Origin of the sequence: Cephaloticoccus primus (assembly GCF_001580015.1) — a bacterium.
GTDB lineage: Bacteria > Verrucomicrobiota > Verrucomicrobiia > Opitutales > Opitutaceae > Cephaloticoccus > Cephaloticoccus primus.
The window spans coordinates 18,668-38,955 of record NZ_LSZQ01000047.1 but is presented as its reverse complement, the minus strand read 5'-3'; the positions used below and the strand labels follow the sequence as shown (position 1 = coordinate 38,955).

Below are 20,288 nucleotides of genomic sequence, written 5' to 3'. Positions count from 1 at the left end.
GCTTGCCTGTTGGGCGAAGCGCCCAACAGGCAAGCCGCATAGTAAACGGGAGGGGACACCGCCTGCCGCCGCCCGCGCAGGGCATTCCCTGTCGCTCTCCTCCGCGCGAGCTATGTTCTTGCCAGTTGCTCCAGCGTCGCGGCGTGGAGCGCCGGTGTGGCGGCGGCGACAGTCGCTTCGGCCGGGTAGGCGGGGCCGCCCGCCCAGTCGCTGATTACGCCGCCTGCACCGCGGATGATCGGGACGAGCGCGGCGATGTCCCACGGGTTCATGATCGGGTCGAGCATCACATCGGCCTGCCCCGTGGCGACGAGCAGGTAGCCGTAGCAATCGCCCCAGGTGCGCGCGATGCGGGCCGCGGCCAACAGGGCACTCGCGCGTGCGGCGCCCAACCGCTGGTCGAGGTTGACGGTATCGCTGGTGAGCAGCGTTGCCTCGCGAAGAGCGGTGGTGGTGCGCGTGCGAACGGTGCGGCCGCTTAGTGTCGCGGTGCGGCCGTCACCGATGAGGAGCTGGCTCAGCAGTGGTTGGTGAATGGCACCGAGGACGGGTTGCCCCTCGTGCAGAAGCGCGATCAATGTGCCCCAGAGCGGCACGCCGCTGATGAAGCTCTTGGTGCCATCAATCGGATCGAGCACCCACACAAGGTCTGCTCCTTCGTTCTCGTTTCCGTGCTCCTCGCCAATGATTCCATGAGTGGGAAACCTGGCTTTGATGCGCTTGCGCAATAGTTCCTCGGCCCCGCGATCTGCGGCGGTGACGGGGCTCTCGTCTGCCTTGGTCTCGACGGCGATTTGGCCGTTTGCACTGCGCGCGCAGTAGTCGCGCAAAAACTCACCACTCGCTTGGGCGAGCTCGGTTAAAAAATCACGATAAGGGCGAAGATCCACGGCGCGAAACCCAAAGCCGTTTTCCCAGCCGCTTCGACCCCTTTATTTTGGGAAAGGCCGTCAATGAATCGGGAGATGCCCGCCAGTGAGCCTCCGGTTGCCTGTCAGCGGAGTGCGCGGACGCGAGCGGTGCTGGGTGCGCAGTCCGCCGGGCAATGCGAATCCGCAGTCGGCGAATCTCTTTGGCCGGAACTGCGCTGAAAAGTCCTCCCTCGCCAAACAGGGCCCGTGCGTATTCGGCTCTCCGACTTGCCGATGAGTACCTGGACTGCGCAGCCGATACATTTTGTAGATTTCGAAGGGAGCCTCGGTTCGGGGATCGTGGAGTACGGCGTGGTCACGCTGGTGGGGGGCGAAGTGCGCGAGCTGCACACGCGGCTGTGCCATCCGCTCGGCGCGCTGCGGCGTGAGGATGTGGCGGTGCACGGCCTGGATGAAGACGCGTTGGCGGGGGCAGCGCCGATGGCCGAAGACTTCGCACGTTTCGCGGCGTGGCGGGAGTCTGGGCCGTTGGCGGCGCACTTTGCCGGTACGGAAAATACCCTACTCAAATCGGTGTGGCCTTACCCGCGACGCTCACCGGACTTTACGCAGCGCAGCGCCCGCGCGGCAGCCCGCCCTTCGGGGGCGACTACCGATCCCGCTGCGGGCTGGGTGCCGAGCGCGGCGGAGTGGGGCCCCTGGGTCGATACCGGGGCACTCTATCGGCAGCTCTACCCGCAGTTTTCCTCCTACAAACTGGCGGACTTGATCGCGCTTTGCGGTCTGCAGGCCGAGCTGGATGCGCTCGCGCCGCAGTTGTGTCCGGCGGCACGCTGCCAGTATCACGCCGCCCCTTACGACGCATTGGCAGGAGCCTTGCTCCTGGGCTTTCTCGCACGCGAACCGCAAATCGCAGCGCTCTCCCTAATGCAGCTACTGGCACTCAGCACACTCGACGGCACCAAGCGCGACGCGATCCAGCAGCAGAGCTTGTTTTAAGCGCGAGAGAATGGCTTCGCGGGACCTTAGACAGTCACCAGACGTGCGGGCAGTGACCGCACGCACGATGAAGGGGTGAAGTCCCTTAGCGGTTGAAGCGGAAGAGGGCGACGTCGCCGTCCTGGAAGACGTAGTCTTTGCCTTCGAGGCGGTATTTACCGGCGTCGCGCGCGGCGGCCACGCTGCCGAGCGTCGTCAGGTCTTCGTAGGAGACGACTTCGGCCTTGATGAAGCCTTTCTCAAAATCGGTGTGGATGACGCCCGCCGCTTGCGGGGCCTTCCAGCCTTTCTGGATCGTCCACGCGCGGACTTCTTTTTCGCCCGCGGTGAAGTAGGTTTGCAGGCCGAGCAGCGCGTAGCTGGCGCGGATGAGGCTGGAGACGCCGGAGTCGCTCACGCCGAGGTCTTGCAGGAATTCGCGGGCTTCCTCGGGGCTGAGGTCGATCAGTTCGTACTCGATCTTGGCGCTGATGGGCACGTAGGCGGCGTCGTGGTGGGTGCGCACGTAGTCGGCGACTTTTTGCACAAAGGGATTTGCCTCGGCTTGGGCGAGGTCGCTTTCGGCGACGTTGCAGGCGAAGAGGATGGGCTTGGCCGTGAGCAGGTGAAATTGCTTGAGCCGCGCCTTATCGTCGTCGGGCAGCTCCAGCGTGTTGGCGGGTTTGCCGTCGGCGAGGTGGGGCTCGAGTCTTTGCAGGAGGGCGAGCTCGGCCTGTGCGTCTTTGTCGCCGGACTTGGCTTTCTTCTGGGTTTTCTCGATACGCTTGGTGACGGAGTCGAGGTCGGCGAGCATGAGCTCGGTGGCGATGATCTCGATGTCGCGGACGGGATCCACGGAGCCCATGGTGTGGATCACGTCAGGATCTTCGAAGCAGCGCACGACCTGGACGATGGCATCTACCTCGCGGATGTTGGCCAAAAACTGGTTGCCCAGCCCTTCGCCTTTGCTGGCGCCGGCGACGAGTCCGGCGATGTCCACAAACTCGATCGCCGCGGGGATGACGACCTGGGTCTTCGCGATTTTTTGCAGCACGTAGGCGCGTTCGTCGGGTACGGTCACCACGCCCACATTGGGGTCGATGGTGCAGAAGGGGTAGTTGGCGGCCTCGGCCTTGCGCGAGCGGGTGAGGGCGTTAAAGAGGGTGGACTTGCCCACGTTGGGCAACCCGACGATTCCGGCTTTCATAGGGCGCGAGAGCGAGGGCGGGGACTGGGGGCTTGACAAGCCATTTATCGGCCCGTGTGCTCCGCGGCTTTTTCCACTCAAAGACAAGGCTCTGTAACGCTCCTTTTATGGCACTCAAAATCCGTCTTACCCGCGTCGGCTCCATCCACAATCCGCACTACCGCGTGGTCGTGGCCGAAGCGCGCAGCCGCCGCGACGGCGCGGCCGTCGAGTTTCTCGGCACCTACGCTCCGCGCAACAAGGGCGAGCAGCTCAAGCTCAACCTGCCGCGCGTGGACTACTGGATCAGCAAGGGCGCCAAGCCCACTGACACGATGGGCGCGATGATCAAGCGCGCGCGCAAGGCCGCTCCGGCTGTGGCTGCTGCCGCTGCGGAGGAAGCGCCCGCCGCAGTCGCCGAAGCCGCGCCCGCTGCGGCCTGATTTTCCACGGGCTGTGCGCGCGTGCATGCCTGCCGCTCGACTGGTCGATTTTTTCCTGAAAACCCGATGCTCGCCGCGTCGGGTTTTTTTGTGAAGCGGCGCTGCGTATCTTGAGGTGGGCGGGCAGTTGGCGCGGGCAAGCAGAAGGGCAAATCGCCTGTCGTCAGCCGCTTGCTCGTCGCGAACTGCGCACATCGAAATCTCCCGTTCGCCGCCGCCCGCTCTGCTTATCTTCTCCCCATGCGCATTGATGTTCTCACCCTGTTTCCCGCGATGCTCGACGGATTTTTGTCCGAGAGCATTTTAGGGCGCGCGCGCGAGCGCGGGCAGGTCGAGGTGGCGGTGCACAATATCCGCGATTGGGCGACCGATAAGCACCGCACGACGGATGATCGCCCGCTCGGCGGCGGTGCGGGGATGGTGATGAAGTGCGAGCCGATTTTTGCGGCGATTGAGGCGGTGCAGACGCCGGGCTGCCGCCGGATTTACCTGACGCCCGATGGTGTGCCGTTTACGGCTGCGCGGGCGGAGGCGCTCTCGCACGAGTCGCACCTCGTTTTTCTAAGCGGCCACTACGAGGGGATCGACCAGCGGATTCGCGATACGGTGATCGACGAGGAGCTGAGCATCGGCGACTACGTGTTGACCAATGGCACGCTGGCAGCCGCTGTGGTGATCGATGCGCTGGCGCGTTTTGTGCCGGGGGTGCTTGGCGAGGAAAAGTCGTTGACACACGAGAGCTTCACTCGCTGCCTGCTCGACTTCCCTCAATACACGCGTCCCGCGACGTATCGAGGTATGGCAGCCCCGGAGGTGCTCCTCTCGGGTAATCATACCGCGATCGAGAAGTGGCGCCGCGAGCAGCAAGAGCGGAAGACCGCCCGCCTAAGGCCCGATTTACTCTCAAAAAATTAACACCACAGCATGAATCCGATCATCAAAGAAATCACTGCCTCCCAGCTAAAGCCCGAGCTTTCGCAGTTTCGAGTGGGCGACGGTGTCAAGGTGCACACCAAGGTGCGCGAGGGCGATAAGGAGCGGGTGCAGCTTTTCGCGGGGATCGTGATCGCGCGCAAGGGCTCCGGGATTCATGAGAGCTTCACGGTGCGCCGGATCAGCTACGGCGAGGGCGTGGAAAAGGTTTTCCCCGTGCACTCGCCCAACGTGGTGAAGGTCGAAATCGAGCGCCAGTCCGAGCCGATGCGCGCCCGCCTCTACTACCTGCGCAAGCGCAAGGGTAAGGCCGCGATGGCGATCCGCGAAGTCCGCGCCGAAAAGCGTACCCGCGCTTAAGCGCGCGTGTAGACAAGTATTTGATCCACGGCTGACGAGCCGCCAACGAGCGGTTCGCCAGATGAAAGAGTCGAAGACTCCACTGCGCGTGGGGCGGCCCTACGCGGGCGGCGGTGGCGGGTCGCCACTGCCATTCAATTTGCGATTTTGCCCGTGCGCTACGCGTCCGAGCAAAATCGCAAATTTAACGGGACATTCCCCCTGTCGCGTTGCGACAGGAGATGCATAAAAATGCGGATGGAACGGTAACCCATTTGGGCGCGGCGAAAAAGTTGACGGGGTAAGTCTCCGCCTGACCGGAGGTCAGGCTTATTCAACTGTGCGGTTTGTTTGGCGGGCGGTCCGCCCGCCAAACAAACCGCACAGTAAATGGGTGCAGGCACCGCCTGCCGCCCCACGCGCAGTGAGTGGGAGCCTCAGGCTCTTTTATTGGTCGCAGCGGCGTTGCCGCTGCGTGCAAGGGGCAGACTCCGCGCAATAAGACCCTTGCGGCTGGCGAGCCAGTGCCTAGACCTCCGCATTTTTACACTTCATGAGCCTCCCGACCGACATTCTCGCCAAAGCTGCAAACCAGGCCCGTGGCCTCGCCATTGACGCCGTACACAAGTGCTCTTCGGGGCATTTGGGACTTCCGCTCGGGGCCGCCGAGCTCGGCGCTGCCCTCTTTGGTAGTGCGCTTGTGCATTGCCCCGATCAACCGCGCTGGCGCGGGCGCGACCGTTTCGTCCTCTCTGCGGGGCACGGCTCGATGTTTCTTTACGCGTGGCTGCACCTCAGCGGCTACGAGGTTTCGCGCGAGGATCTCCAGTCCTTTCGCCAGCTCCATTCCAGGACTCCGGGCCATCCCGAGTTTCGCGAAACGCCGGGCGTCGAGTCTACGACGGGCCCGCTCGGGCAGGGAATCGCCAACGCGGTGGGAATGGCAGTCGCCGGAAAAATGGCGGCGGCGCGCTTCAACACGCCCGAGCATCCGCTCTTCGACTACCGCGTGATCTGCCTGGCGGGTGACGGCTGCATGCAGGAAGGCGTCGCGCTGGAGGCGATGGAGTTCGCCGCGCACCAGCGGCTCGACAATCTCATCCTCATCTACGACGCCAACGACGTGACGCTCGACGCGATGGCCGACAAGACGCAGAGCCTCAACGCTGCCGTACGCTTCAAGGCACTGGGCTGGGACGTGCAGACGATTGATGGGCACGATATCGAGGCTGCCGTTAAAGCCCTGAAAAAGGCGCGTCGCACGAAGACCGGAAAGCCCCAGCTCATCATTGCAAAAACCGTGATCGGCAAGGGCATCGCCGAGGTCGAGGGCACATCCAAGGGCCACGGCGAAGGTGGGGCCAAGTTTGCCGAAGCGGCGCGCGCGCGGCTCGGCTTGCCTGCCGATGAACTTTTCTACGTGAGCGAGGATGTGCGCGCTTATTTCGACGCGCAGAAAAAGCGCGCCACCCGCGCCGCCAACAAGTGGCAGCGCGGCTACAAGGCGTGGCGCGCGGCGAATCCGGAAAAGGCTGCCGAGCTCGACGGCTCGGCCAAGGCGCCGAGCGCGGCGCAACTCCTCGCTGCGGTGCCTCCGTTTCCGGCGGATGCGAAGCATGGCGGCACGCGCGCTGCGGGGCGAGATGTGCTCCAGCCGCTCGCCGAGCAGATGCCGCTTCTCATCGGCGGCAGTGCCGATCTCTACGGCTCGACTCTCAACTACATCGCCAGCTCTTCGGACTTCGAGCCCGCCGCGCGGAGCGGGCGCAACATCCGCTTCGGGATTCGCGAACACGCGATGGCCGCGATTGCCAACGGCATCGCTTACGACGGGCTCTTCCGCCCGAGCGTTGCGACCTTTCTGGTTTTTGCAGACTACTCGCGCCCCGCGATGCGGCTGGCCGCGCTCACGAAGCTGCCGGTCGTTTACATCTACACGCACGACTCGATCGGCGTGGGTGAGGACGGGCCGACGCACCAGCCGGTCGAGACCGTTTCTGCGCTGCGCTTGATCCCGGGCTTTGACGTGATCCGCCCGGGAGATGCCGAGGAAGTCGTGGGCGCCTACGCTGCGGCGCTCTCGCGCGAGGATGGGCCCACCCTGATCGCGCTCAGCCGCCAGGCCGTGCCGCTGCTCAACGAAATCCCCGCCCAGGTGCGCCGCGAAGGCGTGCAGCGCGGCGGCTACGTGGCGGTGCGCGAGACCACGCCGCTGACGCACATTTTGCTGGCGACGGGCAGCGAGCTGCACCTCGCAGTCGCCGCCGCGCGTGAGCTCGGCAGTGGCGTGCGCGTCGTGTCGATGCCCTCAATGGAGCGCTTCGAGCGCGAGTCGCCCGAGTACCGCGAGAGCGTGTTGCCCAGCACCTGCGAGCGCCGCGTGGCGATCGAGGCGGGCGTCACCGCGCTGTGGCACCGATACGTGGGCCCGCGCGGCAAGGTCATCGGCATCGACCGTTTCGGCCTGAGCGCACCGGGGCCGGTGATCTTCAAGGAGCTGGGGATCACGACGGAGGCCCTCGTCGCTGCTGCCCGCGACCTGGCTTAGTGCCGCACACTTAGTGTGGCATAAGGCCACCTAATCGCTGCGCCGCCAAAATCACGGTGGCTTTTAACTGCTGCGGCGCAGTCGCTTTTTGGGCGACTGTCCGTTTCTCGTTTCTCCCGTTTGATTTCCCAAAGTTTCCGCATTTTTCCCGCTCTTTCGCTCTCCCATGTTTAAACGCTCTGCACTTTTCCTGCTCGGGGCCTTCGCGCTGATCGGCGCGATTGTCTTTGTGAAGGTCACCCAAGTCCGCGCCGTGATGGCGCAGGACTTCACGCCGCCGCCCTCGGCCGTCGTCAGCACAATCGCCGAAGAGCAAGACTGGGAGCAGACGCTTCAGACGATTGGCACGCTGAGCGCGGTGCAGGGGATCATGGTGGAGACCGAGCTTGAGGGGAAAGTGGTCGAAATCGCCTTCGAGTCCGGCGCGCGCGTCAACGCGGGTGACCTGCTCTTGCGCCAGGACACATCGACAGAGCGTGCGCAGCTTGCCGATGCGGAGGCCAGCGCCGCGCTGGCGCGGATCAACTACGAGCGCGCCGCCGGCCTGCGCAAACAGGAGGCCAACTCGCGCGCCGAGTACGACACCGCGCGTGCCGCGCTCGACTCTGCCGAGGCGCAGGTCGCTGCCATCAAGGCCATGATTGAAAAGAAAACCCTGCGCGCGCCTTTCGCCGGACGGCTCGGTATCCGCGCGGTAAACTTTGGCCAATTCGTGCGCGGCGGGCAGGCGGTCGTGCCGCTGTTTTCGCTCGACCCGATCTATGTCGATTTCTCGCTGCCGCAGCAGCGGCTCACCGCGCTTGAAGTGGGGCAGGAGGTGAAGATCAGCGTGGATGCGTTTGAGGGGGAGCGCTTCGAGGGGCGGCTCACCGCGATCAACCCGCAGGTCGACAGCGCGACGCGCAACGTGCAGGTGCAGGCCACGCTCGCCAACCCCGACGGGCGCCTGCGCCCCGGGATGTTTGCCAAGGCGCAGGTCGTGATGCCCAAGGTCGCGCGCTACGTGACGCTCCCCACGACGGCGATTTCCTTCAACTCTTATGGCGACGCGGTCTTCATCGTGGAGCCGCGCGAAGATGGGGCCGAAGGGCTCGTCGTGCGTCAGCAATTTGTAAAAGTGGGCCCGCGCCGCGGCAGCCAGGTGGCGATCCTCTCCGGTGTGAAGCCCGGCGAGCAGGTGGTGGTCGGCGGGCTCACCAAACTGCAAAATCGCTCTCCGGTGGTGATCAATAACACCGTCCAGCCTTCCTCCAATCCGGAGCCTGCGCTTCCGGACAGCTAGTAGGCTGCGCCTCGCGCAACAAAACCGTGGGGCGCGCGGTCTTGGTAGCCCCGACTCGTTCGCTCGTTCCCTGCTTCGTCCTCGCCGCGCTGCCCGTCGCCAGTCGCTTTTCCAGCCGCTCCTGTTTCCGGTCTCCGCCTCTCTGCCTTTTATGAAGTTTACCGATATTTTCATCAAGCGCCCCGTCCTCGCGATTGTGGTGAGCTTGGTCATTCTCATCCTCGGCGTGCAGTCTTACCGTGCGCTCAGCGTGCGGCAGTTCCCGCGCAGCGACGTGTCGGTGGTGACCGTGCGCACGATCTACGTCGGGGCGAGTGCCGACCTCGTAAACGGCTTCATCACGACGCCGCTTGAGCGTGCCATCGCGAGTGCCGACGGCATCGATTATCTGGAGTCGAGCAGCAGCGCGGGCTCCTCCACGATCACTGTCCGCCTGAAGCTCAACTACGACCCGACTGCCGCGCTGGCGCAGATCACCTCCAAGGTTAACCAGGTCAAAAGCGACCTGCCGCCCGGCTCCGAAGAACCGCTCATCGATATCGCTCCCGCCGACTCGCAGATGGCGGACATGTATGTCAATTTCACGTCGGAGGATCTGGAGCCCAACCAGGTGACCGACTACCTGACGCGCGTCGTGCAGCCGCGACTCGCCGCAGTGCAGGGCATCCAGAAGGCAGAGGTGGCCGGCGGCCGCACCTTCGCCATGCGCGTTTGGCTAAAGCCCGAGAAACTCGCCGCGCTCAACATCAGCGCGACCCAGGTTCGCCAGGCTCTCGCCAGTAACAACTTCCTGTCCGCGCTCGGCAGCACCAAGGGCGAGATGGTCAGCGTGAGCCTGACCGCAAATACCGACCTGCGCACGGTGGAGGAGTTTCAGCAACTGGTCTTGCGCGAAGAGGGCGGGGTGGTGGTGCGGCTGGGTGACGTGGCCGATGTGGAGCTCGGTGCCGAGAGTTACGACAGCGAGGCGCGAACTGATGGGCTACCGGCAACGTTTATCGAAGTCGCCGTGTTGCCCACGGCCAACACGCTCACCGTGCTGCGCGAGGTGAACCACGTGCTGGAGACGGAGATCTTCCCCGCACTGCCACCCGGCGTCCACGGGCATGTCGCGCACGACTCCTCGCTCTACATCCAGGACGCGATTACCGAGATTATCTCCACGCTGGGCGAGACGATGCTGATCGTCATCATCGTCCTTTACCTGTTCCTCGGCTCTTTCCGCGCGGTGCTGATTCCGGTTGTGGCGATGCCGCTGTCGCTGGTCGGTGCGGTTTTCCTGATGCTGCTCCTCGGTTTCACGGTGAACTTGCTCACGCTGCTGGCGATCGTGCTGGCGGTGGGAATCGTGGTCGATGATGCGATTGTGGTCGTCGAGAATATCGAGCGCCACGTGCGCGAAGGGCAGACGCCCTTCGAGGCGGCGATCAAGGGCGCGCGCGAGCTGGTGAGCCCCGTTATCGCGATGACGATCACGCTGGTCACCGTCTATGCGCCGATTGGTTTTCAGGGCGGGCTCACGGGCGCGCTGTTCCGCGAGTTCGCGTTTACTCTGGCGGGTGCGGTGCTGATTTCCGGCGTGGTCGCGCTGACGCTCTCGCCGATGATGGCTTCGCGAATCATCCCGGCGGGGCATCACACGAGCGGCTTTTCGGCCTGGCTCGACAAGCGCTTCGGCGGGCTGCGCCGCCGCTACGCGCGGGTGTTGCGCGCATGGTTGGCCGTCCCGCGCTTCAACTGGGTGGTGACGCTGTTCATCATCATCGTGGTGCCGCTGCTGCTGGGGCCGATGTTCATGTTCTCGCAGAGCGAGCTCGCGCCCGAGGAGGACCAGTCCTTCCTCTTTGGCATCCTCCAGCCGCCGCCCAATGCGACTGTCGAGCAGGTCATGCTCTACGCCAATGACATCGAGCGCCAATTCCAGCAGGTGCCCGAGAAGAGCGAGACCTTCATGGTGGTGGGTCCGGGCTTTGGCTTTGCGGGACTGGTGCTCAAGCCTTGGGGCCAGCGCACGCGCACGACCAAGGAGGTCTTCCAGGAAAACAGTGCCAAGCTCTCCGCGGTTGGAGGCATGGAAGTGTTTTCGGCCGTGCCTCCGGGGCTGCCGGGCGGCTCCAGTTTTCCGGTTTCCTTTGTTGTCGCCTCGACCGCTGCGCCCGAGCAGGTCAACGAAGTCGCCCAAGCCGTGCTCCAGCGCGCGCTCCAGTCCGGCAAGCTCATGTTTGCGTTTACGGGCCTGCGCTTCGACCGGCCCGAGGCCCAGCTCATCATCGACCGCGACAAGGCGGCTGCGCTGGGGCTCGACATGCAGCAGATCGGCGCCGATCTCGGCTCGCTGCTGGGCGGCGGCTACGTAAACCGCTTCAGCATCCAGGGGCGCAGCTACAAGGTCATTCCCCAGATCAAACGCTCCGAGCGGCTCAACGTGGAGCAGCTCGGCGACATCCACGTCAGCGGCCCCGACGGGCGGCTGATCCCGCTGAGCACCTTTGCGACCTTCGAGACCTCGGCCCAGCCACGCCAGGTCGAGCGATTCCAGCAGCTCAATGCCGCGATTATTTCCGGCCAGCCGCTCCCGGGCGTGACGCTCGACCAGGCACTGAAAGTCTTTGAGGACGCCATGCGCGAGGTTGCGCCGAGCGACTACTTCATGGACTACGGCGGCGAGTCGCGCCAACTCCGGCAGGAGGGCGAGGCACTCACGACGACGCTGATCCTCGCGCTGATCCTCATCTATCTGGTGCTCGCGGCGAAGTTTGAGAGCTTCCGCGACCCCTTCATCGTGCTGCTCGGCTCGGTGCCACTGGCGATGTTTGGCGCGCTCTCCTTCACCTTCCTGGGGGCGACTTCGCTTAACATTTACTCGCAAGTCGGCCTCGTGACACTGATCGGCCTGATCGCCAAAAACGGCATCCTGATCGTCGAGTTTGCCAACACGCTTCAGATCGAAGGCAAAGAAAAGTTTGAGGCGCTGATCGAGGCCGCCTCGCTGCGCCTGCGGCCGATCTTGATGACCACGGCGGCGACGGTCTTCGGTCACATGCCGCTGGTTTTTGTGACGGGGGCGGGGGCCGCCGCGCGCAACTCGATCGGTCTCGTGCTCGTTGCAGGGATGGCGATCGGGACAGTCTTTACGCTCTTCATCGTGCCTTCTGTTTACATGGCGATCGCCCGCGACCATAAGCGGGCGACCGAGCTCGAGCACGCGCGCGAAGTGCAGGCTGGCATTTCCGACAATGCGCCCGCGATCTAGAGCCCGTCCGTTCCTCCCTACGCCCACGCCCGCCCGATCACACTTCCCCCCAGTCAATCGCAGCCGTTTTCTCCCTGTGCCTATGAAGTCCCGCTTTCCGATTTTCCGCGCGGCGCCGGTCCTGCTCACCAGCCTGGCCGCGCTCGTCTCCGCATCGTCTGCGATTGCCCAGCCTGCTTCTCCAGTGCCCACACGAGCGACGGAAGCTGCGCCGCGTGTGGCCAATCTGCCCACGCCGTTTCTCACGCTGCCCGATGCGCTGCGCTACGCGCTCGACCACAACCCCGGGATTGCCCAAGCGCGTGAGCGCATCCGCCAGCAACACGGCGTCGTCCTAGAAGTCCGTTCGCAACAGATTCCCAACCTTGCAGTGAGCGGTGATGTCTCGGCAAACGACAAGGAACTCTCGGCAGGATCGCCGCCGCAAAACCGCAACTGGGGCATGTCCGCGCAGGCGACGCAGCTCGTTTACTCGGGTGGCAGCGTAGTGGCCTCGACCCGCAGCGCGCGGCTCACGGTGCAGGCCGCGGAGCTTGAGCTCCAATCCATCGTCAACGAGACGCTGCTCACCGTGCGCACGCTCTTTTACAGCGCTCTGCTCGCCAAGGAGCAGGTCGGCGTGCAGGAGGAAAACGTAAAGCTCCTCGAAGAGCAGCTAAAGGACGCGCAGAGCCGCTTCGAGGCGGGCTCGGTTTCCAACTTTGAAGTCCTGCGCGCCCAGGTCGCCCTCGCCAACGGCCAGCCCGACCTCATTACCGCGCGCAACGACTACCGGCTCGCGATTGAAGAGCTGCGCCGCGCTCTGGGCCTGAGTGCTCGGGCTGGCGGCAGCCCGCGCGGAGCGGGCAGCACGCTGCCGCCGCTCGCGGGCGAGCTCGCGCTGGAAGGCCGGGCGCAGGCCGACCAGGCCGACCTCGCCAACGCGCTCGGTGCGGCTCGTGTACAGCGTCCTGAGCTCCAGCGCCTCGCCAAACTAGCCGAAGCGGGCGAACAGCAAGTCGTCGCCAGCCGCTCGGGCGCCCTGCCGCGCGTCTCGGCCTACGGTCGCTACGACTGGCAGCGCGGCGGCCCGGGCACGGGCTGGAGTGATCGGCGCGACGGCTGGACGGCGGGACTGCAAACCCAGTGGGCGATTTTTGATGGCCGCGCGACGGCGGGCCGCACCGCCCAGGCGAAATCGCGGCTCGTGCAAACCCGCCTCGCCCTTGAGGAAACGGAGTTGGCAATAGACGTCGAAGTGCGCCGCGCACACTCCTCTCTGATCGAGGCGCAGGAGCTCGTCTCGGCCTCCGCGGCGGTCGTCGAGCAAGCCGATGAGGCGCTGCGGCTGGCCCGCGTGCGCTACTCGGCAGGCACGGCGACGCAGCTCGACGTGCTCACAAGCCAGGTGGAGCTGACCCGCGCCCGCCTCAACCAGTTGCAAGCGACCTACCGCTACAACGTCGCACTGGCGACCCTGCGCCAGGCCACCGGCACCCCCGACCCACTGATATAACACACTGAGATTTCCCCAAAAATTATGACCCCCAGAACTATGTCCCCCCCCCCTTGATTTTGAGGAGCTGGTCGGCTCCTATACGAATGCAGCTTCCTGCAATGAGGCGATCTTGAACCGCCTGACACAGGCAGGGGATGCATGCCCGCTTTTGTCGGCACATCGCAGTTATGTTCGTGCCAATAACCTCGGCTATGGGGAGCCGGCTTTTGATGCGATGTGGGCGAGTCTACTTGTCGCAGCAGCAAAGAGGTTTGGGAAAATCCGGGTTTTAGAAATTGGCGTGTATAAAGGGCAGCTCCTTGCCCTTTGGGCGAAGCTTGCAGAGGAACTGAATATCGAGATTGAAGTGAGTGCGATTTCGCCGCTCGAAGGTAATCCAAGACCTTGGGGTGGGCGTCTGATTCAAAGAATAAGAAGGAAGATCAGTCGTAGCTATAGAGAGCAAGACGACGTTGGGAATTTTCATCCGGATGAAGACTACGAGGGCTGTATTCGCAGTTTTTTTCACATTATAAACTCGATTTTAATCAGCTCCTCCTTCATCGTGGCTATTCGACAGATCCCCGAATTATCGAAAGCCTGCGCGATTCGAAATATGAAGTCATTTTCGTCGACGGTGACCACAGTGAAGCTGGGGCACGCCACGATTTCAAAACCTATGGGCCAAAGGTAGTCCCGGGTGGTTGGTTAGTAGCCGACGATGCGGGCTTCGGTCTCCCCGGGAATGATCACCTTCCCAAAGGATATAAAGAGGTGGCGGCTGCTTTAGAAGAGCTTGAACCGCTCGGATTTGAAAATAGCCTTAACGTCTGGCATAATCGCGTTTTTCAAAAATTGTGACGCCAGGGTTTTCTTGATTTTTTAGTTTGTATCTGGAGTTTTTTTTGGGGGGCGCTGCTCTATGCGGATGGGCCACCCTGACCTAGAGAACTTTCTTGTAAAGGTATTGCGAGAGGGAGGTTTCTTTTGCCCGAGGTGGGGGCGATAGTAATGCTTCCCAAGTTTTGGGGTGTTTCGTTCTGAAACGCAGGCCGCGTATCGAGGTGAGGGGGCGAAAAAGGAAACCGCGCAGGAATCGAATCCAGTCGATCCCTTTTGCATGGCGCAAGAGCGCCCAAGGGCGTACACCGGCGAGAGCGACATGAAACAGTAAGTTCGTTCCTGGTGGATGTTGCTCACGCAAGGTGGCCCACGTAGTCGCAAGTTCTTCTTTCCCAGGACGAATGGTTAGTTGATACGAAGCCGCACACAAAAGCTGAGAGCGAAGCCATGATTCACGATCAGTGGGACGTGCAGTGTTTAGTGTAACTGCAAAGTAGCCGAGTGGCTTGGGCAGGAGGATTAAATTTCCTGGGAGAAGTCGCTCCCTGACGCATTCAATAATCGCTAGAGGAGTGTCTTCCGGAATGGGTGCTGCCCGCGAAATATTGCTTCGGAATAAAGTAGCTCCGTTGGAGTGTAATGCATCAAAGCATTGAATGGGCTGAAATGAACGAAAGACCCGAGGGGAGTCATCATCTTCTGAAGACTGTTTCCAGATTGTGCGTCCAGTAGGGCACCACGAATGATCAGGGTTTTCGCGCCAGATATGGAGATTCGCCCAAACAAGATTGGCGTCCGGGTTAGATTGAAGTGTTTTTAAGGCAGACTCTAGAAACTCGGGTTCCCACCAGTTATCATCTTCAAGAAAGCTGGAGAATGCCTCTTCGCCTCCATGAAATGCATGCCGAAAGGACTTTACTGCTCCCCATGATTCGCTGTGCTGGTGAAGGCTGATTCGTGGGTCGTTAATCTTATCCAGGAGCCTTTTCGGGGAGTCGTCTTCCGGGGCATCGTTGTGCAATTCACAGACCCAGTCTGTAAACGTTTGCTTCCGCAACGAGTCGAGTGCTCGTGGCAGTAAGGTAGGTCTACGACAGGTGAGGAGGAAAATCCGAACTAATGCCATGGGGTAATTTGAGGTTTATCTAATTGAATAAGACTGCACTGTTTAACTAATTCAAGTCAATAAAGTTGGCTTGGTTATCGGAGAAATGGGGTGGGGCGGCTGCCTCTTTGGGCCTCCATTTACTGATATGAACAGAGACGTATCTACTACGTGCTAAGGTGACCCGGAAAAATCACATAAAGAGAGGTTAATAGAAGTTGTGGGGAAAGCTCCGCGCTGCGCTTTGTTTGTCGTCGATTATCAAGAAAATGTTACTGCCGCGGCTATTGCTGTTCGCCAGTGGCCCAGTGTCATCACCTGATAAGGTAGCGCTTCCCTTCGGCATCAGCACCGATGGTGGTACGTGCAGTGTAATTGAGGAGGGTATCTCCCAACCGGTAGGGCTTTGCCTTCACGCACTGTGAAGCAGGTTAGGCAGTGAAGCCGGACGGCCCGGTACGCGCGGGTTGAGCTCCACAGGCTTGGCCCCTTCCAGAGCCTTCCCTTTGGTGTCTGTAGCTGGCGGTACAAGGCCGAGGCTGACGTAATAAAACTGGCACGCGCGCTGATCCTACGCGCGCTGAACCGTGGTGCGGTTTCTTGTATCTGTACGCCCCAGATTTGGCCCTGTCGGGTTTGGAGATTGGCTTCGGCTGTTGCTGCTCTGAGGGGCGGGAGGAGTGGCATTTTTGGGGGCTGTATGGGAGGCGGAGGGGAAGTGGGAAGCAGGGCGGGGAGTAGTTTTTCTCAGATCATGCGCATAACTTGTGGATAAGTAACTGGGACTTTATGGCCTCCGTACTTGACCTTGGTGGGGGATAAGGGGTTGAAATGGGGCATTCTGGGGCGCTAAGCCTCATTTCTCTCCATGTCAGTAACTCACGCGCCGCATTATACGGGCCTTTTCAGGCACGCGCTGGACGACAAGAATCGGCTCACGATTCCGTCGGCTTGGCGTTTTGCGCACGGAGCGGACGATCTGTTTTTAGCGACGCCGCATCCGGAGGGTTACATCGCGGTGTTGCCTCCGGCGGAGGTGCAAAAGCTGTATGACAAAATCGCGGGCATGGCGCTCAGCGATGGGGCGGGGCAGGATTTTGTGGCGCGCTTTTTCGCGCAAACGCAGTCGCTGTGGTTCGACAAGTCGGGCCGCATCAGCCTCGGCGCCGCGCTGCTCGAGCATGCCGCCATTACCAAGGACGCCGTCCTGGTCGGCAGCTTGACGAAGTTTAATATCTACACCCCCGAGCGTTGGGAGCGCGTGGAGGCGCGAACCTCGGGCGAAAACTTCGGCGACATCATGCGCCGATTGGGCCTCTAGCGCGCGTTTGCCGTCATGTCACACGCGTCAACACAGTCTACGGAATATTCGGCGCGGGAACCGCAGCAGCAGGGCCACGCGCCCGTCCTTCTGCGCGAGGTTTTGTCGCTGCTGGCTCAACACGAAGTGCGCGGCGGCGAAACTGCCAGCAGCGCGGGCAAGCTCGGTGGGCCGGGGGCGCACGCGCCCTCCTTGCAGTTTCTCGACTGCACCTTTGGTGGGGGCGGGCATTCGCGCGCGATTCTGGAAAGCTTCGCCGGTAGCCGCCTGGTCGCGCTCGACCGCGATCCCGCTGCCCACGCTCGGGCGGAGGCGTTGCGCACCGAGTTTGGCGAACGCTTTGCGCTGATCGACTCCGACTTTGGCGAGCTCGCTGCACTGCGCGAAACGGGGTGGGCGGGGCGGCTCTTTTCCGAAGAAGCGGCGGCCTCTCGCTCCGGTGGTCCGCGCAGCCGCGGTGCGTTTTGCGGCATCCTTTTCGATTTGGGGCTTTCGTCGTTTCAACTCGATGAGGCCGAGCGTGGTTTTTCGTTCCGGCACGATGCGCCCGCAGACATGCGGATGGATCCGCGCCGCGGTGTCCCGGCAGCGCAGTGGCTGGAGACTGCGAGCGAGGCGGAGCTTGTGCGCGCGATTCGCGATTATGGCGAAGAGCCTTGCTGGCGGCGCGTCGTCGCGGCGCTGCTGGCAGCGCGCGGCACGGGCATTCTCGCCCGCACGCAATCGCTCGCCGACGCAATCGCGGCGGCCATCCCCGCGCGCCGCCGTTACACGATGACGCTGCATCCGGCGACGCGCAGTTTCCAGGGGATCCGCATCGCGGTGAACGACGAGCTCGGCGCGCTTGAGCGCGCGCTGCCCGTCGCGTTTGAGGCGCTGGCGCCGGGCGGCGTGCTCGCGGTGATCAGCTTTCACTCGCTGGAGGATCGTCCGGTGAAGCGCTTTTTCCGCCGCCTCTGCGGCCAACCCGAGAGTGCCCGTGACTCTCGCCCCCAGGACCTGCGCCCGCGCTCTGCCCAGCCACTCACGCGCAGGCCGATCACCCCGGGCGAGCCCGAGCTCGCCGCCAACCCGCGCAGCCGCAGCGCGAAGCTGCGCGCGATCCGCAAAGATTAAAACCCGCCCTCCCGCCACCTCCCGCCCTCCGTTCCACGTTCCATCCGCGCCGCTCCGCTCACCTCCTGCCTCGTCCATCTGTCCACCGCCTCTCCGTCCGAATCGCTTCACCGCCTCCTGCCATGAAAAACAACACCCACGCTTTTGCTCACCCGCTCCTGATTACCACCCTGGTCATGATCTGCCTCGCTGGCTCGATCGGGATGGGGACGGTGTGGATGCGCCACCAGATTTCGATGACGGCCAACCGCACCAAGCTGTTGCAAGCCCGGCTCACCGAGACCGAGCGGCTGATCAACTCGACCCGCGCCGATGTCGAGCGCGCGCAAGACCCTGCCATGCTCAAGCTGCTCAACGCGCAGTGGAAGCTGGGCCTGGTGCCGCCCGATCCGCAAAAGACGGCGACGCTCGACGAGGTGCCCGTCCCGTATCTCGCGGCCAAGCATAACCGCGAGCTTTTCGGCGATCTCGGCGAGGACTTCCCCGAGCTGGCCCGTCCGCAGGCCACCACCGTATCCTTCAAAGGCGCGTCCGTGCGGCGCGGTAACTGACGATGGCACGTCGCGGTTTTGCCTCCAACTATCGGGTCGTCCTGCTCGCGGCGGTGGTCTTCGCGTGCCTCGGCGGGATCGGCACGCGGCTGGTGTTTCTGCACGTGATCGACCGCGGGAGACTCCTCGGCTACATTGAGCAGGTGCGCCGCCAGGTCATCGTCGATCCGGCGCGGCGCGGGAATATCTACGATGCGCATCAGCACCTGCTGGCGACCAACCACTCGGTCTACACGCTGGGCGTCGATCCGCAGGTACTGCGCGAGAGCGACCGCGAGAAGTGGCCGCAGCTCGCCGCCTTGCTCGGGCTGCCCTACGCGGAGCTGGAGCGTGTGCTTACGACCAAGACCCGCCGCGTACAAACGGCGGCGAGCGACTCGCGCACTGCCACCGCAGTGGCCCTCGGCGCGGAGCGTGAATCGCGCCCGATCCGCTGGGCAAAGCTGCGCGAGGATCTCGACGAGGCGACTTACGAAAAAATCCGCGAGCTCGGCATCAAGGGCGTGTACGGCAACCGCGTCTTCCGCCGCGTGTATCCGCACAATGCGCTGGCCTCGCACCTCGTCGGCTACGTGAACAAGGCGGGTGTGCCCGCAGCAGGCGTCGAGGCCTATGCCGATTTTTACCTGCGCGGCCAGGACGGCTGGCGCGAGGGCGAGCGCGACGGCTGGCGGCGCGAGCTGGCACAGTTTCGCACACGCGAAGTGCAGCCGACGAATGGCTACAGCGTCGTCCTCTCCACCGACATCATCGTCCAGCACATGGTCGAGGAGGAGCTGGAGCGGATCGCCCGCGAGCTGCACCCCGATAAGGCGACGATCATCGTGAGCGAAGCGCGCACGGGCTTCATCCTCGCGATGGGCAACTACCCGAGCTTCGACCTAAACGGCTACGCGCAAGCCCCGCTCGATGTGCAGCGCAACTTCGCGATCACCGACCAGATCGACCCGGGCTCGACCTTCAAGATCGTGCCCGCTGCCGCCGCGCTAAACGAAGGGCTGGTGCGGCCCACGACGCGCTTCGACTGCTCGGTGGATACCATCGAGTACCGCGGGCGGATGCTGCGGCCGATGCCCGACACCCATCGGCATGCGGCGCCACTCAGCGTGGCCGAGATCATCAGCCGCTCCAGCAATGTCGGTGCGGCGTATCTGGGCATGCTCCTGGGCGAGCAGCGGCTCTACGACTACGCGCGCGCTTTCGGCTTTGGCGAAAAATCGGGCTTCCCCTTTGGCGGCGAAATCCCGGGGCAGCTCAACCCGGTGAAAAAGTGGAGCGGGATCGACATCACGCGCATTCCGGCGGGCTACAGTGTTTCAGCGACGCCGCTGCAAGTGCACTACGCGATGGGCGTGATCGCCAGCGGTGGCGAGCTGCTGCGCCCGCAGATCATCCGCCAGGTGCGCGATGCGTCGGGCGAGATCGTTTACAGCTTCGACAGGGCGGTGCGCCGCCGCGTGATCAGCCCGGCCACCGCGCGCGAGATGGCGCGCATGCTCGGCGGCGTCACCGTAGCGGGAGGCACGGCGCGCGAGGCGGCGATCCCCGGCTACGATGTCGCGGGCAAGACCGGCACCGCGCAAAAGCTCGTCAATGGCCGCTACTCAAATCGGGCGCACGTCGGCTCCTTCGTGGGCTTCTTCCCCGCGAGCCGGCCCGAGGTCGTGATCTCGGTGATCGTCGATAACGCACGGCTGCCCAACGGGCGCAGCGCTTACGGGCGGATCGTGGCTGCGCCTTCGTTCAAGCGGATTGGCGAGCAGCTCGTCCAGTACCTCGACATCAAGCCGCCGCCGGATGGTGCCGCCCTGGCGCCAAGTTTTTCGGTCACCTCGTCCGCCGATTCGCTCGCGGCGACCGCAGCCTCCCCGAGCCCGCAAACGGCACGCGTGAGTGCCCCGTTTTTTACACACTGAGCGCCTCCTCCTCCCCATCCGCTTCCCTCCCGCCTTTTTTCCCGTGATCGGCTACCTCACTGAATACTACCCCTCCACTCACAGCGCTGTGCCTCGGCCCACGACGCTTCGCACTGCGCCCAAGC

General features: G+C 63.3%; 17 protein-coding genes. 14 read left to right on the top strand and 3 right to left on the bottom strand.

Annotated features, from left to right (window positions below; genetic code table 11):
• Nucleotides 1-110 precede the first annotated feature (110 nt).
• A complete protein-coding gene (gene hisN, locus AXK11_RS06215) occupies nucleotides 111-890 on the bottom strand; it encodes a histidinol-phosphatase (RefSeq protein WP_068630382.1) in 780 nt (259 codons plus the stop codon).
• Between the two features lie 255 nt (nucleotides 891-1,145).
• Here hisN and AXK11_RS06210 point away from each other — a divergent pair, with 255 nt between their 5' ends.
• On the top strand, nucleotides 1,146-1,871 hold the full coding sequence (locus tag AXK11_RS06210; protein ID WP_068630380.1) for a 3'-5' exonuclease: 726 nt from the start codon (nucleotides 1,146-1,148) through the stop codon (nucleotides 1,869-1,871).
• Between the two features lie 85 nt (nucleotides 1,872-1,956).
• On the opposite strand, the gene ychF is transcribed toward AXK11_RS06210, so the two are convergent.
• Entirely contained in the window at nucleotides 1,957-3,057 is a 1,101-nt protein-coding gene (gene ychF, locus AXK11_RS06205) for a redox-regulated ATPase YchF (protein ID WP_068630379.1), read from the bottom strand.
• Between the two features lie 107 nt (nucleotides 3,058-3,164).
• Here ychF and rpsP point away from each other — a divergent pair, with 107 nt between their 5' ends.
• The 9 genes from rpsP (at nucleotide 3,165) to AXK11_RS10415 (ending at nucleotide 14,172) form a co-directional block, all read left to right on the top strand.
• Entirely contained in the window at nucleotides 3,165-3,479 is a 315-nt protein-coding gene (gene rpsP / locus AXK11_RS06200) for a 30S ribosomal protein S16 (RefSeq protein WP_068630377.1), read from the top strand.
• A 240-nt stretch (nucleotides 3,480-3,719) separates the two neighbouring features.
• The gene (trmD, locus tag AXK11_RS06195) at nucleotides 3,720-4,394 is read left to right on the top strand and encodes a tRNA (guanosine(37)-N1)-methyltransferase TrmD (RefSeq protein ID WP_068630387.1); all 675 of its coding nucleotides are present in this window, start codon (nucleotides 3,720-3,722) and stop codon (nucleotides 4,392-4,394) included.
• A 9-nt stretch (nucleotides 4,395-4,403) separates the two neighbouring features.
• Nucleotides 4,404-4,772, top strand: coding sequence for a 50S ribosomal protein L19 (gene rplS / locus AXK11_RS06190; protein ID WP_068630374.1), 369 nt, complete (start codon nucleotides 4,404-4,406; stop codon nucleotides 4,770-4,772).
• Nucleotides 4,773-5,304: 532 nt separating this feature from the next.
• On the top strand, nucleotides 5,305-7,299 hold the full coding sequence (tkt, locus tag AXK11_RS06185) for a transketolase (RefSeq protein WP_068630372.1): 1,995 nt from the start codon (nucleotides 5,305-5,307) through the stop codon (nucleotides 7,297-7,299).
• 166 nt (nucleotides 7,300-7,465) lie between these two features.
• The gene (locus AXK11_RS06180) at nucleotides 7,466-8,581 is read left to right on the top strand and encodes an efflux RND transporter periplasmic adaptor subunit (RefSeq protein WP_068630370.1); all 1,116 of its coding nucleotides are present in this window, start codon (nucleotides 7,466-7,468) and stop codon (nucleotides 8,579-8,581) included.
• A gap of 151 nt (nucleotides 8,582-8,732) precedes the next feature.
• Nucleotides 8,733-11,834 carry an efflux RND transporter permease subunit gene (locus AXK11_RS06175; protein ID WP_068630369.1) on the top strand — a complete coding sequence of 1,034 codons (3,102 nt, stop codon included), beginning with the start codon at nucleotides 8,733-8,735 and terminating at the stop codon, nucleotides 11,832-11,834.
• Nucleotides 11,835-11,916: 82 nt separating this feature from the next.
• Nucleotides 11,917-13,329, top strand: coding sequence for a TolC family protein (locus AXK11_RS06170; protein ID WP_068630368.1), 1,413 nt, complete (start codon nucleotides 11,917-11,919; stop codon nucleotides 13,327-13,329).
• A gap of 112 nt (nucleotides 13,330-13,441) precedes the next feature.
• The gene (locus AXK11_RS10230; protein WP_231865777.1) at nucleotides 13,442-14,005 is read left to right on the top strand and encodes a hypothetical protein; all 564 of its coding nucleotides are present in this window, start codon (nucleotides 13,442-13,444) and stop codon (nucleotides 14,003-14,005) included.
• On the top strand, nucleotides 13,900-14,172 hold the full coding sequence (locus tag AXK11_RS10415) for a class I SAM-dependent methyltransferase (protein ID WP_369333196.1): 273 nt from the start codon (nucleotides 13,900-13,902) through the stop codon (nucleotides 14,170-14,172). Before AXK11_RS10230 ends, AXK11_RS10415 begins: the two co-directional genes overlap by 106 nt.
• Nucleotides 14,173-14,254: 82 nt before the next feature.
• Here the strand turns inward: AXK11_RS10415 and AXK11_RS09475 are convergent, their stop codons facing one another.
• Entirely contained in the window at nucleotides 14,255-15,280 is a 1,026-nt protein-coding gene (locus tag AXK11_RS09475) for a glycosyltransferase (protein WP_082780964.1), read from the bottom strand.
• 847 nt (nucleotides 15,281-16,127) lie between these two features.
• On the opposite strand from AXK11_RS09475, the gene AXK11_RS06165 reads away from it, so the two are divergent.
• From AXK11_RS06165 to AXK11_RS06150, 4 genes are all read left to right on the top strand, one after another.
• Nucleotides 16,128-16,580 carry a division/cell wall cluster transcriptional repressor MraZ gene (locus AXK11_RS06165; protein WP_068630366.1) on the top strand — a complete coding sequence of 151 codons (453 nt, stop codon included), beginning with the start codon at nucleotides 16,128-16,130 and terminating at the stop codon, nucleotides 16,578-16,580.
• 15 nt (nucleotides 16,581-16,595) lie between these two features.
• Complete coding sequence (gene rsmH / locus AXK11_RS06160; protein WP_082780963.1) at nucleotides 16,596-17,696, top strand: 16S rRNA (cytosine(1402)-N(4))-methyltransferase RsmH; 1,101 nt, start codon at nucleotides 16,596-16,598, stop codon at nucleotides 17,694-17,696.
• Nucleotides 17,697-17,818: 122 nt separating this feature from the next.
• A complete protein-coding gene (locus tag AXK11_RS06155; RefSeq protein WP_068630365.1) occupies nucleotides 17,819-18,247 on the top strand; it encodes a hypothetical protein in 429 nt (142 codons plus the stop codon).
• A gap of 2 nt (nucleotides 18,248-18,249) precedes the next feature.
• Nucleotides 18,250-20,163: a peptidoglycan D,D-transpeptidase FtsI family protein gene (locus AXK11_RS06150; RefSeq protein WP_068630364.1), complete on the top strand. Its 1,914-nt coding sequence runs from the start codon at nucleotides 18,250-18,252 to the stop codon at nucleotides 20,161-20,163.
• Nucleotides 20,164-20,288 lie beyond the last annotated feature (125 nt).

Excerpts from the sequence above, each read along its gene's own strand:
- AXK11_RS06210 (WP_068630380.1), top strand. The coding sequence starts at position 1,146 with ATGAGTACCTGGACTGCGCAGCCGATACATTTTGTAGATTTCGAAGGG.
- ychF (WP_068630379.1), bottom strand. The coding sequence starts at position 3,057 with ATGAAAGCCGGAATCGTCGGGTTGCCCAACGTGGGCAAGTCCACCCTC.
- rpsP (WP_068630377.1), top strand. The coding sequence starts at position 3,165 with ATGGCACTCAAAATCCGTCTTACCCGCGTCGGCTCCATCCACAATCCG.
- trmD (WP_068630387.1), top strand. The coding sequence starts at position 3,720 with ATGCGCATTGATGTTCTCACCCTGTTTCCCGCGATGCTCGACGGATTT.
- rplS (WP_068630374.1), top strand. The coding sequence starts at position 4,404 with ATGAATCCGATCATCAAAGAAATCACTGCCTCCCAGCTAAAGCCCGAG.
- tkt (WP_068630372.1), top strand. The coding sequence starts at position 5,305 with ATGAGCCTCCCGACCGACATTCTCGCCAAAGCTGCAAACCAGGCCCGT.
- AXK11_RS06180 (WP_068630370.1), top strand. The coding sequence starts at position 7,466 with ATGTTTAAACGCTCTGCACTTTTCCTGCTCGGGGCCTTCGCGCTGATC.
- AXK11_RS06175 (WP_068630369.1), top strand. The coding sequence starts at position 8,733 with ATGAAGTTTACCGATATTTTCATCAAGCGCCCCGTCCTCGCGATTGTG.
- AXK11_RS06170 (WP_068630368.1), top strand. The coding sequence starts at position 11,917 with ATGAAGTCCCGCTTTCCGATTTTCCGCGCGGCGCCGGTCCTGCTCACC.
- AXK11_RS09475 (WP_082780964.1), bottom strand. The coding sequence starts at position 15,280 with ATGGCATTAGTTCGGATTTTCCTCCTCACCTGTCGTAGACCTACCTTA.
- AXK11_RS06165 (WP_068630366.1), top strand. The coding sequence starts at position 16,128 with ATGTCAGTAACTCACGCGCCGCATTATACGGGCCTTTTCAGGCACGCG.
- rsmH (WP_082780963.1), top strand. The coding sequence starts at position 16,596 with ATGTCACACGCGTCAACACAGTCTACGGAATATTCGGCGCGGGAACCG.
- AXK11_RS06155 (WP_068630365.1), top strand. The coding sequence starts at position 17,819 with ATGAAAAACAACACCCACGCTTTTGCTCACCCGCTCCTGATTACCACC.
- AXK11_RS06150 (WP_068630364.1), top strand. The coding sequence starts at position 18,250 with ATGGCACGTCGCGGTTTTGCCTCCAACTATCGGGTCGTCCTGCTCGCG.